7 protein-coding genes are annotated in these 14,313 nt (G+C 42.4%); 2 read left to right on the top strand and 5 right to left on the bottom strand.

Annotated features, from left to right (window positions below; genetic code table 11):
- The first annotated feature begins 13 nt into the window (after positions 1-13).
- Positions 14-4,597, top strand: coding sequence for a hypothetical protein (locus tag HWQ43_RS06650; RefSeq protein WP_292731473.1), 4,584 nt, complete (start codon positions 14-16; stop codon positions 4,595-4,597).
- Between the two features lie 291 nt (positions 4,598-4,888).
- On the opposite strand, the gene HWQ43_RS06645 is transcribed toward HWQ43_RS06650, so the two are convergent.
- The 4 genes from HWQ43_RS06645 to HWQ43_RS06630 all read right to left on the bottom strand — a co-directional run bounded on the left by HWQ43_RS06645 (position 4,889) and on the right by HWQ43_RS06630 (position 10,900).
- Positions 4,889-5,872 (bottom strand): polysaccharide deacetylase family protein, encoded by a 984-nt coding sequence (locus HWQ43_RS06645; protein ID WP_292731471.1) that lies wholly within the window; start codon positions 5,870-5,872, stop codon positions 4,889-4,891.
- A gap of 471 nt (positions 5,873-6,343) precedes the next feature.
- Entirely contained in the window at positions 6,344-7,228 is an 885-nt protein-coding gene (locus HWQ43_RS06640) for an aspartoacylase (RefSeq protein WP_292731469.1), read from the bottom strand.
- The gene (locus HWQ43_RS06635; RefSeq protein WP_292731467.1) at positions 7,225-8,280 is read right to left on the bottom strand and encodes a glutathione S-transferase family protein; all 1,056 of its coding nucleotides are present in this window, start codon (positions 8,278-8,280) and stop codon (positions 7,225-7,227) included. Before HWQ43_RS06635 ends, HWQ43_RS06640 begins: the two co-directional genes overlap by 4 nt.
- 163 nt (positions 8,281-8,443) lie before the next feature.
- Complete coding sequence (locus HWQ43_RS06630) at positions 8,444-10,900, bottom strand: BsuBI/PstI family type II restriction endonuclease (protein ID WP_292731465.1); 2,457 nt, start codon at positions 10,898-10,900, stop codon at positions 8,444-8,446.
- A 243-nt stretch (positions 10,901-11,143) separates the two neighbouring features.
- Here HWQ43_RS06630 and HWQ43_RS06625 point away from each other — a divergent pair, with 243 nt between their 5' ends.
- Entirely contained in the window at positions 11,144-12,130 is a 987-nt protein-coding gene (locus HWQ43_RS06625; RefSeq protein WP_292731463.1) for a D-glycerate dehydrogenase, read from the top strand.
- Between the two features lie 301 nt (positions 12,131-12,431).
- Here HWQ43_RS06625 and HWQ43_RS06620 read toward each other — a convergent pair whose 3' ends face one another.
- Positions 12,432-14,216 carry an iron uptake porin gene (locus HWQ43_RS06620; protein WP_292731461.1) on the bottom strand — a complete coding sequence of 595 codons (1,785 nt, stop codon included), beginning with the start codon at positions 14,214-14,216 and terminating at the stop codon, positions 12,432-12,434.
- Between the last annotated feature and the right edge of the window lie 97 nt (positions 14,217-14,313).

The following is a 14,313-nucleotide window of genomic DNA, read 5'->3' as shown; positions in this document are numbered from 1 at the left end:
ACAGGAGAAAATTATGGCTAATTCATCATTCAACCTGCTTAACCTCTCTTCTTTAAATGGCACAAATGGCTTTATAATTAACGGCATTGCAGTAGAGGAAAACTCAGGCATCTCAGTCAGCAATGCGGGAGACATTAACAACGATGGCATTGACGACCTGATTATTGGGGCAAAGAATTACGACCCTAACAGTATCCGCGATCCTGGGCAAAGCTATGTAGTGTTTGGGCAAACCAATGTGGGAAGTGGCGGCACCCTCAACCTCTCTGATTTGAATGGCACTAATGGCTTTATAATTAGTCCCATTGCACCAGGTGACAACTCAGGCAACTCAGTCAGCAATGCGGGGGACATTAACGGTGATGGTATTGACGACCTGATTATTGGCGCATATAGTGCCTCCCCTAACGGCAACACTGGTGCTGGGCAAAGCTATGTGGTGTTTGGGGGAACGAATCTGGGCAGTGGCGGCAGTCTCAACCTCTCTGATTTGAATGCCAGTAATGGCTTTTTGATTAATGGCATTGCAGAAGGTAACAGCTCAGGCAACTCAGTCAGCAATGCGGGGGACATTAATAACGATGGCATTGACGACCTGATTATTGGGGCAAAGAATGCCGGCAAAGATTTGGCTGGGCAAAGCTATGTGGTGTTCGGGGGAACGAATCTGGGCAGTGGCGGCAGTCTCAACCTCTCTGATTTGAATGGCAGTAATGGCTTTTTGATTAACGGCATTGCACTCACTGACAACTCAGGCAACTCAGTCAGCAATGCGGGGGACATTAATAACGATGGCATTGACGACCTGATTATTGGGGCATTCAATGCCTCCCCCAACGGCAAAAATTTTACTGGGCAAAGCTATGTCGTGTTTGGGGGAACCAATCTGGTCAGTGGCGGCAGTCTCAATCTCTCTGATTTGAATGGCAGTAATGGCTTTTTGATTAACAGCGTTGCAGAAGGTGACCGTTTAGGCAACTCAGTCAGCAATGCTGGGGATATCAACGGTGATGGCATTGACGACCTGATTATTGGGGCATTCAATGCCTCCCCCAACGGCATCATAGATTCTGGGCAAAGCTATGTGGTGTTTGGGGGGACGAATCTGGGCAGTGGCGGCAGTTTCAACCTCTCTTCTTTGGATGGCACTAATGGCTTTTTCATTAACGGTATTGTTAAAGGTCGTGAATCAGGCATCTCAGTCAGCAATGCTGGGGATATCAACGGTGATGGCATTGACGACCTAATTATTGGGGCACGAAATGCCTTCCCCAATAGCTATGTGGTGTTTGGGGGGACGAATCTGGGCAGTAGCGGCACCCTCAACCTCTCTGACCTAAATGGCATTAATGGCTTTTTCATTAACGGCATTGCAGCAGATGACTTTTCAGGCATCTCAGTCAGCAATGCGGGGGACATCAACAACGATGGCATTGACGACTTAATTATTGGGGCACCATCTGCCTTTGGCAACGGCAACTATCGTGCTGGGCAAAGCTATGTGGTGTTTGGAGGGACGAATATTGCCAGTAGCAACATCTCTTTTAACCTGACTGGAACTCCCTATGCAGATACCTTATTTAGCACACCTAGTAACAACATCATTGATGGGTTAATTGGTGATGACACCCTAACAGGTAACGGTGGTCAAGATAAATTTATTATTCGCTTTGGCGATGGCAATGATACCATCACCGATTTTGGTGGCATTGGTAAAGGCACAACCCCAACGTCAGCAGCGATCGCCAATGCTGACACCTTGCAATTTATAGGTTCAGGTTTAACTGCCCAAAATCTGCAATTAATTCAAAATGGTAACAACTTAAAAGTCAGCTTTGAAAATGTACCTAATACCATCACTCTGCAAAACTTTCAGTTAGAAAACTTGGATAATCTCAAAGCTTCTGGCAATATCTTATTTGATGGGCAAACCAACATCGCCGACAGCTTTGATGTCTTCGATGCCAACTCTACTCAAACTACGCTATTCAACAAGAACACAGTGACTTTCCTCAATGAACTCAACAATAACATCACGGGTTTTGACAACTCTGCTGATGTGATTAATGGTCAGGGGGGTGACGACATCATCGACGGCAAGAGTGCCAATGACATGCTCAGAGGTGGTGCAGGTAATGATACCCTTGTTGGTGGTGCAGGCAATGATACCCTTGTTGGTAATGCGGGTGCCAACTCTTTTTTCAACCTCTCTGATTTGAATGGCACGAATGGCTTTATAATTAACGGCATTGCAGAACGTGACAACTCAGGTTTCTCAATCAGCAATGCGGGGGACATTAACAACGATGGCATTGACGACCTGATTATTGGGGCATTTGGTGCCGACCCTAATGGCAACTCTGGTGCTGGGCAAAGCTATGTAGTGTTTGGGGGGACGAATCTGGGCAGTGGCGGCACCCTCAACCTCTCTGATTTGAATGGCACGAATGGCTTTATAATTAACGGCATTGCAGCAGATGACTCTTCAGGCGGCTCAGTCAGCAATGCGGGGGACATCAACAACGATGGCATTGACGACCTGATTATTGGGGCATCAGGTGCCGACCCCAACGGCATTGATAATGCTGGGCAAAGCTATGTAGTTTTTGGGGGAAATAATCTGGGCAGTGGTGGCACCCTCAACCTCTCTGATTTGAATGGCACTAATGGCTTTTTGATTAACGGCATTGCAGCAGATGACTTTTCAGGCGGCTCACTTAGCAATGCGGGGGACATCAACAACGATGGCGTTGACGACCTGATTATTGGGGCAAGTAGTGCCGACCGCAACGGCGAATATAATCCTGGGCAAAGCTATGTAGTGTTTGGGGGAACAAATCTGGGCAGTGGCGGTACCTTCAACCTCTCTGATTTGGATGGCACTAATGGCTTTTTGATTAACGGCATTGCAGAAGGTGACAACTTAGGCAACTCAGTCAGCAATGCGGGGGACATCAACAACGATGGCGTTGACGACCTGATTATTGGGGCAGCAGAAAATAGCTACCCCGAGAGCAGCTCTGGTCCTGGGCAAAGCTATGTAGTGTTTGGGGGGACGAATCTGGGCAGTGGCGGCACCTTCAACCTCTCTGATTTAGATGGCACTAATGGCTTTTTAATTAATGGCTTTTCTGATATTGCCGGATTAGGTTACTCAGTCAGCAATGCAGGAGACATCAACAATGATGGCATTGACGACTTGATTATTGGCGCAGAAGGTGGTGTGGATGAGGCTGCGAAAAGTTATGTGGTGTTCGGGGCAGCGAATCTGGGTAGTGGAGGCACCTTCAACCTCTCTGATTTGGATGGCACTAATGGCTTTTTAATTAAGGCTAATATTCAGTACCCATACTACTCACTCAGCGCGGGGGACACCAACAACGATGGCATCGACGACCTGATTATTGGGTCATATAATGTCGGCAACTCTGGTGCTGGGCAAAGCTATGTAGTGTTTGGGGGAACGAATCTGGGCAGTAGCGGCACTTTTAACCTGTCTGACCTGAATGGCACTAATGGCTTTATTTTCTCTTCAGGCAACTCACTCAGCAATGCGGCGGACATCAACGGTGATGGTATTGATGACGTGATTATTGGGGTACCATTTGCCTCCCCCAACGGCAAAGATTCTTCTGGGCAAAGCTATGTGGTGTTTGGGGGAACGAATATAAACAGTGACGATGCCTTTAACCCGACGGTAACTCCTGGTAATCTAACCCTGACGGCCAACAGCCGTCAAGATAAATTTGTGTTTCGCCCTGGCGATGGCAATGATACCATTACCGATTTTAGTGGCATTGGTAAAGGCACAAAGCCGACGGCAGCAGCGATCGCCTCTTTGGACACCTTACAATTTATAGGTTCAGGTTTAACTGCCCAAAATCTGCAATTAACTCAAAATGCTAACAACTTAGAAGTTACCTTTGAAAATGTTGCTAATACCAAAGTCACTCTGCAAAACTTCAAATTAGAAAGCCTCGATAATCTGCCTGCTTCTGGAGCAAGACCTGCGATTGGCAATATAGAGTTTGATGGGCAAACCAACATCGCCGACAGCTTTGATGTCTTCGATGACAACTCCACTCAAACTACACTATTTAACAAGAACACAGTTACTTTCCTCAATGACCTGAATAATCGCATCACAGGTTTTGAAAACTCCAACGATGTGATTAATGCTCAAGGGGGTAATGATATTATCTATGGCTTGAGTGGCAACGATCTATTGCGAGGCGGTGCTGGTAATGATACTCTCGTCGGCGGTGCTGGCAATGATACTCTCGTTGGCGGTGCTGGCGCTGACTATTTCGTTTACAACACCGATGCAGTTTTTGGCGCGACTGCTGTTGGTATAGATGCGATGTCTACGACGGGCTACGCCTACGCTGACTTCAACAGTTCCCAAGGTGATAAGATTGTTTTAGATAAAACTACCTTTAGTGTAATCGCTTCAACTGTTGGAACAGGTTTTAGTAACAAGAGTGATTTTCAAATCACTTCTCATAGGGGAACCAGCACAGCGAAAATTAATTATCTACGACGCTGTGAGTGGACAGTTATTTTACAACCAAAATGGCAGTGCAGCTGGTTTTGGTAGTGGCGGTCTATTTGCAACTCTGACTGGTGCGCCAACTCTGAGTGCATCAGATTTTGTTGTGCAAGTTTAGATGCGATTTTCAGGTAAATATACCATGCGGTAGGGGCACAGCAATACTCATTGCGACTTAGCGTGATACCATTTCACGAAATACTTGATACAAACGATTTGTCTCTAACTCTTTCTCTCTGCACCCTGCTCCCCTGCCTTCTTAATGATAAGTCTTTAACCGGACATGATATAACTCCTGAGTTCTGAATTCTTGTTAATATAATCGCATAAATGATATTTTTACTTCTTTTGAGGCACTAATACAGGCAATGTACGTCCATCGGCTGCAAATTTAGCGTGTTGTCCAACAGTCAAAACATTAAACTGACTCGATATAATTTCTAAACTTTTGTTTACTATTGCCAGCTTTTTGTAGGTGGGAATACTCATACCAGGAAAGAATGAGAGTTCTGGCACATCTTCTTGACTTACAAAGTCTGTAGGATGGAGTAGCAAAGAAGGCTGGACGCGTGTAACTTTACACAGCCACAGGGCAATTCGCAGGTAGAGTAAAGCCACTTCCGAAGAAAATGTACTCAGAAACATTATGTAACTGAAGTGAATTGGCACTTTAAAAATTGGCATGGTAGTAACAGGAATCTCAGTCAGTTTATCCTTATCTAGTTGCCACTTGTAAGGTTTTAGAGGCTGCAAACCCTCTTTAAAACCGCCAAACAGCGCTTCCCGTTTTTTACGTTCTTCCTTGCTCAATTTACAAGTTATTAAATAATATGCTCGTGCTATGGGCCCCAAAAATGTCGGAAAAGTCGAAGCATCATATTCGTATCCCCGTCGTGCTAAGACTTTCAAGACTGCTGGAGAAAAACTGTATCCTGGCCCCCGAAAGCCAATAGGATGTTGATGAGTGACGCGCTTGATATGTTCTTCGGCCAGTGCCACCTCTTCTTCAATCTCATTCTCTGAATACAGATGTAGCCAAGGATCGTGATAAAATGAATGGTTGCCAATTTCGTGACCGGCGCTAGCGATCGCTTGTATTGGTTTGGTATTCTTTTCTAGTGCTGCATCCTGACCGACAATGAATACTGTGATTGTCAAATCCCATTGCTTGAGAATATCTAAGAAACGAGGTACTGCAATATCCAAGTAAGAAGGATAAGTCTCCCAACCCGGAGCGCCCTGATTTTTTAAATAAGACCAAATATTATCCAAATCTAAAGAAAGACTGGCTATTGGTTTATTTCTTTTTTGCTTAATTTTCATTATGAGTTCAAGTATTTAGACAATTTTAAGCGTAAATTATATTGTTAGAGTTGAATTTTATCAGTAAAGTTCCATAGTTAATCTCAGGGCTGAGTTTAGAAGAAACCTCAAGCCAAAATGTTTGCATTTCCTCCTTTTCAAAATAAAGAGTTACTTTAAGAGCAGCATTTCATAAACATTGCCCAGATTAGTGAACCAAATTTATATCTGCTTCTCTAAAAAATATTACCAATGAATTAGATAATGGTTTTTCAGCGCTCCTTCGATATCGATTTATCGAACCCTTTGACAACTTTTTACCCTGATATTTAATTACTGTTCATTAATATATTATAACCAAGATACATATAAACTTACACAAGTAATTTTTAGTAATCGCGCTAGATATATGAAGTTATTAATAATTTAGATATTCCATTTTTATCATCACTTCCAGTTAAAAGCAATTATCCAAAAAAGTTTAGCCACATCCTAGATGTTGATTTGCTGCCTCTTAGTCAAACACATGGCAATTCCCTTTCCGTAGTAAGCTGCCTCATTAATAAAAATTGGCCAAACAGTAGATGCACCTTCATAAATAATTGTTTTATTGTCAAAAGTTATAAAGATTGGATCTCCTGGGTTTAAGGCTTGATAATCCTTATCCTGAAGCTCTGGATGAATCATTCCAAAGATTGAACCATCAGATTTTTTTGGGTAGTCTACAACTGACAAGTGGTCATAGAGAATCAAGGTTTCGTTATTTGATGGAATTTTACCCTGGTTAAACTGTTCTAGGTAGTCCAGAACTGAATAAACAAGTTCTTCGGTTTGTTGGAACAGCGTTGCTTTTAAAATTCCTTGGGCAATTGGGCCAACCTCAAACGCAAAGCCTAATTCGCACAGAGAATTTACAAATGGGTTTTCTGCAATTGATTTAAAAGAACAGCGATAAACCTTAACTAAAGGATTAAGCTGGCTTAGATAAGCAGCCAATTTTAAATTTAAGGGATGACTGTTATCAAGAATAATTGTCAGACCCATATTAGCTGTACTACTGTGCAAGTCTAAGATGAAATCTGCTTGTTTATCCCCATTTAATGCTAGGGTATTCTGGATTAATTTAGCTTGCAACTCTTCGTAACTATTCAGAGTCGGATTTTGTAAATCTTGCTTGAGAAAACAGCGATTTAAATCCTTTTCTAAATATCGTCTCCCGGCGGCAAAAGCATGAGGATTTGCTAACAGGGTGACTGTCTCAAAACTCGGTCTAGTAATTATATTGGGAAATTGGGCAAATTTTTGGATTAGGTAGGCTCCTGTAAACTCATTGCCATGAGTTCCACCGACAATTGCAACCCGATTAATCTGATTCATGAAGCATTCACCTTGCCGATGCGATCGCGATCGTGTGGTTGATTAAGATAAGACATATCAGGGCCATTGGGAATAATTCCGCCGGGATTGAGTGGGAATAGGTTCCCGTAGTAGTCCCGCTTCACGCTTTCTACGTCGCAAGTGTCAGCCACACCTGGAAGCTGATACAAGTCACGTAGATAAGCTCCGAGATTCTGATAATCTCGAATTCGCTGCTTATTGCATTTAAACAGCCCATAATAGGCACTATCAAACCGAAATAATGTCGTAAATAACCGCACATCTGCAAGTGTCAGATGTTCACCGCAGAGATAGCGATTAGTCTGCAATGCAAGTTCAATCTCATCGAGAGTTGCGAACAGTTCATTACAGGCTTGATTGTATGCTTCTTGAGTCTGGGCAAAGCCACAGCGATACACACCGTTATTTACCGCGTGATAAATCTTTTCATTCCACCAGTCAATTTTCTCTTTAAGTTCTTCTGGGTAGAGATTTAACGTCGGATTGTTGGCGAACTCGTTAAACTCAGAGTTCAGTATGACGATAATTTCTGAACTTTCATTATTAACAATAGTTTTTGTTTCGTTATCCCATAGTACTGGCACTGTAGAGCGCCCACTGTAGCCGGGTTCTGCCTTTTGATAAAATTCAGCCAGTGTGCGACAACCTTCTTCTTCATCGTTAAATATCCAACCGCCTTCAATGGGCGAAGGAGAGACGATACATACTGATATTACCGCTTCGAGTTTTTTAAGCGATCGCACAACCAAAGTTCGATGTGCCCAAGGACAACCCAATCCAACATAGAGTTTGTAGCGCCCCGTTGCTGGTGGGTGGGGATTTCCTTCGTCTGTGCCGATGAATTTGCGAAACTGGCTATTAGGACGAATATATGCTCCAGACTGATTGCGAGGAGCAAGATTTGACATCATTATCTGCCACATAGTCGTCCAGACAAACTTTCCTACCCAGATAATCAGCTTGGGAGGAAGCGACTTGCCTTTCTTCTTGGGGAGCTTTTTCTCGTCATCCATTGGAGTTGAGTTAGTCATGGCGACAATCTTGCTTTGGGAGCGATCGACGTACCTTCAGATTTCTTACTTTAACTCTACTACGCTTTGCATGAACTATTGGATCTATATGACAATATTGTTGATAGCGATATCGCTTTAAGGACAATTTCTAAGCTAGTGATCGCTTATTTTTAAGAATAGTTTATTCTGTTTTATAATCTCTATCCACTTTGTAAGCCTGTAATAAATATTCTCCATTGAAGTGAATGAGATGAGTAGAATCTTCCGCAACCCAAACATCGGTTTCCCAAGCAATTTCAGCCAAATACTCCACCATTGCTTTCCGACTTAAAAAGGTTGTTACCATTACAAGGGGAATTTTGATATCAGCAAAGATAACTTCAAGTTCTTTCTTCCGTTTAGGGTTAATTGGCCCATGAGAAGTTACAGCTTCAATTAAAACTAGCCAATCGTTTTTTAGATGATGGATAATCACATCAGGCATTTTCCCATGCGAATCGATAGTAACGCCTAAATCTCTCAATGCCACTTCATTAAAATGCGCGAATTTTTCATCTGTATCACCAACATAAATCAGTTTTGCTCCAGGTGTAAAACGTTCTGCAAACTCCTTAATAATCTTTTCGATCAGAATATTCTGTCCACCTGGCGATAGAGTTTTCACCTCTCCTTCAATCACTATCGGAATACGTGATAGCTCCCGCTCCTGAGCATATCGTTTTTTCAAAGTTTCAACTGAAGCCAGATAAGTATGAATACTCTTTTTCCATTCAGTAGTTCCATAAGTACGTAAGAGTTCAAGCGCACTTTCTTCAATCTGATATACTGTTTTCGGACTGTTAACGGGGCGTTCAGGTGCATCTGGATTTACAATTATCAAAGCCGCATCTAAGAATTGATGGACTGTTTGGCGGCGAACAGTTTCCCGTGTATTAGGTTTATATGTTTTGCCATAGTGCAGTGCCATAAATTCCATCATTGGCGTAATTCCCATTAGGGGAGATGCAGCAGTTTCCCAAGGATCTGTTGGCTTTAAGTTAAGTAGAGCCAGCAGGGTTAAGGCTGAACGCTCATTAAGTTGTGCCCGTGGAAGTCCAAGTTCAATTAGAATTTGCAGTGCTTCATCAATACGGGTTTTAATTATTAAGGGGTTGTTTTCAGACTGATTGCTCATACTCAGTAACTCTTCTTGCAGAAGTTGATCAATTTCTTTCTGTGATGGAAAATGCTCAGTAATATATAGCCCTACAGTCATTAGTTGTGCTATTGTCGGATATTTTAAATTTCGTAAATCAGTTGCATTAACCTGAGTATGTCCATTAAATAGCCGAAAAAATGCGTCAACGAGGCTAGAGTTAAGATAAGCAGCAAGACCGCGTGCTAGGGTAAGATTAAGCCCTCTTCCATCCTTGTGAAAATAATTCAGGTGATTTTCAAAACCTACCCAAGAACAATTTATTTTGTTAGCATCATATACAACAGCAACAACTCGTTTTTTTTCCTCTTTGGAGGAGAATCGTTTAGTCAAAACATAATGTTCATTGGGTACTAAAAGAGATATAGTTTCTTCTGCATATACCAGAGCTTGGTGTTTTTTCGTTACCTTGGGATAATCAATATATCCTGCTGAAAAATTCAAGGGATAAATCAAGGGAACAGTATCTTCTTTTGGTGTTAAACAAAGATATTCTTTAGCACGAAAATCTACTACCCGCCCCGTTGATACAGTTAATTCTAGGTCTTTTAATGTGCAGGTAAAATTAGCCATTTTTTCAATGACCTGTTGACTTAGTGTATCGGGGATAATGTGGATAAATTGTTGCGAGTCGTTAGGAATAACTATATCTGTATAAGCTAAGGAATTTGAGAGAATAAAATCATCATCAGCATTTGAACTTGTACTGATGATTACATTGTCAAATTTTGGTTTTTGTTTAACAGCATGAATAATAATTGTTTCCTGCAAAACTTCATCATCACTAAAAGCTTCCTGTCTGGAATCAAAAAGATGTATCTGGTCTAAAGCCATCATTTCCAAAAACATTCTACGGAAATCTCTAAAATATGGCCCATTACAGAAACTACGCGGCGAAATAGCTACAAGCTCTCCTTTTGATTCAAGAAGCTGAACCGTAGCAGCGATAAAACCTGTATATAGATTGCTGGCTTCTAATCCTATAGAACGTAACAAATCACGAACTTTGGAATGAGCGTTAATTTTTAAATATGGGGGATTGAGAATAGCGTGGGTAAATCTGTAATTGTCAGGATTATCGAACAAACTAGGCTGAAGAAGTCTAACTGCATCCTCAATAAAATCCGTATCTCGGATCTCATAGTTTAAAGAGATCCCAGCTATTTGACATTCTCTATCACATAATTTCAATGTCTGATGCAAATACCCAATTAGAAAAGGATCGATTTCATAGGCAACAATATCTAAATTGGCTGGGCGTTTTTGGCTGTGACAAAGTTTAGCCACAAAAGCTGCAAGTAATGAGCCAACTCCTGCTCCAGCATCAAGTAGAGATATTTGAGGACGATCGAATTTGCAAAACATCTCAACCATTAATTCTGCGACTGGAGCAGGAGTCAAAAATTGGCCTAGTTTTCCTTTTTGCTTTTGATCCTGTTTCAAGGTTGCAGCAATCCTCAGAAGGTCTACTTCACCAAGTAAGTTTCTGGCAGAACATTTCGACAAGCTTTTGAATTCCAATGGCTTGTGATGATTGTCTGTAGACTTTCTACTGCTTGATTGGAACATCACGGCTCATTTTCACAGAACAAAAACCAACTTTATCAGGTTTTGAATTTACGCCATGATATTTTAAGGAGAACTGATGCAAGAAGCGTCCCTTTATCCAAAAATTATTTTAAAACTATGCTTCAGGCTAAAGTCTTTATTACTCGTCGCCTACCCATCGAATTAGAGCAACTGCGATCGCTCGCTACTGTCGAAGTTTGGCCAGAACGCCAACCCCCTCCATACGAAATTTTACTAGAAAAAGTCAAGGAAATAGATGGATTGCTATGTCTGCTGACTGACCAAATCGATCGGCAACTCATAGAAACCGGGAAACTCAAAGTCATCAGTCAAATGGCGGTGGGTTACGATAACATTGACATTGCCGCCGCTACAGCACGACAAATTCCCGTCGGTAATACTCCTGGGGTGTTAACCGATGCTACCGCAGATTTTGCCTGGGCATTACTAATGGCAGCTGCACGGCGCGTAGTGGAGGCAGATCGGTTTACCCGTGCAGGTTTGTGGCAGACTTGGGAACCAGATTTGTTATTGGGGCCAAATGTTACAGGTGCTACCTTGGGGATTGTTGGTTTTGGGCGAATTGGTCAAGCGATCGCTCGTTGTGCCAAAGGGTTTGAAATGCGGATTTTGTATACGAGTAGGCAACGATGCAGCCCAGAATTAGAACAATCTCTAGGTGTGGAGTTTGCTACGTTAGAACACTTACTGCAAGAGTCAGATTTTGTGACACTGCATACACCATCGGCTGATGATACTTATCATCTAATTAGCGATCGCCAATTTGAATTGATGAAGCGATCGGCTATTTTGATTAACACAGCGCGGGGAACTATTGTAGATCCAGATTCTCTGTATCGCGCCCTTGCCAGTGGTCAAATCGCTGCTGCGGCTGTAGATGTCACCGAACCAGAACCGATTCCCAGCGATAGCCTGTTGTTGACCTTAGAAAATCTAATTATTGCACCGCATATTGGCAGTGCCAGCCGTCAAACGCGCTCAAAAATGGCAACAATGGCGATCGTTAACTTAATCGCGGGACTGAGAGGCGATCGCTTGGCTAATTGTGTCAACCCTGAAATTTATAATTCACATCAAGCCTGAATTATAAACGCCCTCAATCTAGAAATCTCGCTTTTAAATTTCATTTAGTTGGCTTCCCAGACAAATAAGAGCTAATACCATTTTGGATTTTAGATTTTAGATTTTGGATTGTGAAACATCCATTGGATAAGTGTTTCAGTTTTCCAGCTGTCGCAATCATTTTTCAAATTGGTATTAGATGAACAGAAGCGAAAAGAAGAAGCGATCGGTAATTGGCTGTGAAAAAGATCCCCAGTAGCGCAAGGTGGAAGTCAAAAGGGACGCATAACTATGCGTCCCTAAAGCAAATGGCTGTAAACCTTTAGAAGGTGAAAGTTGTTCTCAGCGTACCGATAATTGCATCATCGTTATTGCTGTTTTGACCAGGAGAAGTCAACCAGATTACACCAGGAGTGATTGAGATGTTATCTGACAAGCGATACTTGTAAAAGCCTTCAAAGTGATAAGGTATATCATTACCAGTACCAGCAAAAACTCCTCCTCGGTTACGGGCATAAGGTTCTGCACCAGCAAAAATCCCTAAAACGTTACCCTTTTTACCGAAGTCAGGTAAGGCTACCCCAAGACCGTAGCTCCAAGCTTCATAATCATCACCAGCGCCAAAGCCTGTGATATCGTGGTAAGAAATGAAGCCACTAACTGAGAGTTTGTCGCTGGGTTTGAAGGCTGCCGATATCCCATAAGAATTACTGGAAGATCCGTTTAGGGCACTTAGAGTGTTAGCTTGACCGGTACCTACGACGCGGTTAGTACTACCCAAACCACCACCTAGATCGAATAAATTACCGCCTCCAGCACCATGATAACCGTGAACGTAGGTAGCACCTATAGATAAGCGATCGCCAACACTAAAGTTCAACTGTCCAAGAGCTGCATAGTTACCCTCTAACAAACCTTGATTTGCCCCAGGATTATTAGCATTTGATGCCAAGTAGCCTATAGTCAATGAAGGTTTGAAAAAACTGCCACTACTACCAAAGGGTAAAGTCAGTGCCGCACCTGCACCACCACCAATCCGATAAATCGGACTTTCAGAAGCAAAGGTAGACAAAGCACCATTACCGCCATCAAAATCCTCAAAGTAAGGGTTATTAGTAGGCACATAATCGCTATGAATACCTCCAGTGCCCGCAAAGTAAACTTGGGCTGGGCCTATGGGTACATAATAAGCTAACCAGTCGATAATGACACTGTTGTTACTAGTGCTGCCGATTTGAAATGTTTGCGTACCTTCAGCAGTATCGATCCCAACACCATTATTCCCTACTTGAGTAAAGGCTAGTGCATTCCCGGCTGCAAGACGGGTGTGTAAAACGTCTTTACCCGTGAAGCTGGTTTGCAAGTCTAAACGTACCCTATCTTGGAAGACAGTATTGTTAACATCCCCAGTATTATTGCCAAAAATATCAGTAACGGCAAAAATAGCTTCACCCACCAATTTTGTGGTAGTGGAAAACTGATTAGCTTCTAGTTCAGCAGTCCGTGCTTCTACAGAATCTACTCGACCGCGTAGAGTTGCCAGTTCTGCCGAGAATTCCTCTTGCAAACGTTGGAGGGTTGCCAAATCCTGTTTTGTCACCAAGTCAGCAGTTGCTGTGGCAATCAGTTCATTAACTCGATCTAAACAAGCATTCAAACCTGCGGCAAACTCATAACGAGTCAGTGCCCGATTGCCACGGTAAGTGCTATTGGGGTATCCTGCAATACAACCGTAGCGCTCAACCAAGGATTGCAAAGCTTGGAATGCCCAATCAGTCGGCTGTACATCAGAAAATTGAGAAACTGATGTGACTTGAGACAGTGAATTCTGATTTTTGCCTTCGTTGCTGTAGCGATTAACCTCTTCTAAAACCTTATTTTCATCAGTCTTTTGAGCAACCAATTGCTGATTAAATTTTGGTTGCTCTGTTTGAATCAATATTGAAGCATTAGCAGCTATTGGTGCTTCTGTCTGAGCAGCTTTTAGCTTTGTATCTTCAGAAGAACTTGCTACTTCAGCAGCAGCCATAGCCTTAGCGGAAACCAACACCGTCACTCCCAAAACTACTGGACTTAGTACCAGAGTTTTCCACAATAGATGAGACATTTTTATTTTCCTTTCCCAAAAAATAACCAAAATCAGTTGGTTCAAGAAAAAGAGAACAAGTGATTATTCTACTTGTTGGGAATCTTATCAGATTGCT

Source organism: Nostoc sp. JL31, assembly GCF_017114965.1.
Taxonomy (GTDB): domain Bacteria; phylum Cyanobacteriota; class Cyanobacteriia; order Cyanobacteriales; family Nostocaceae; genus Nostoc; species Nostoc punctiforme_A.
This window is presented reverse-complemented; position numbering and strand designations above follow the sequence as displayed.

Excerpts from the sequence above, each read along its gene's own strand:
- HWQ43_RS06640 (WP_292731469.1), bottom strand. The coding sequence starts at position 7,228 with ATGAATCAGATTAATCGGGTTGCAATTGTCGGTGGAACTCATGGCAAT.
- HWQ43_RS06620 (WP_292731461.1), bottom strand. The coding sequence starts at position 14,216 with ATGTCTCATCTATTGTGGAAAACTCTGGTACTAAGTCCAGTAGTTTTG.
- HWQ43_RS06635 (WP_292731467.1), bottom strand. The coding sequence starts at position 8,280 with ATGACTAACTCAACTCCAATGGATGACGAGAAAAAGCTCCCCAAGAAG.
- HWQ43_RS06650 (WP_292731473.1), top strand. The coding sequence starts at position 14 with ATGGCTAATTCATCATTCAACCTGCTTAACCTCTCTTCTTTAAATGGC.
- HWQ43_RS06625 (WP_292731463.1), top strand. The coding sequence starts at position 11,144 with ATGCTTCAGGCTAAAGTCTTTATTACTCGTCGCCTACCCATCGAATTA.
- HWQ43_RS06645 (WP_292731471.1), bottom strand. The coding sequence starts at position 5,872 with ATGAAAATTAAGCAAAAAAGAAATAAACCAATAGCCAGTCTTTCTTTA.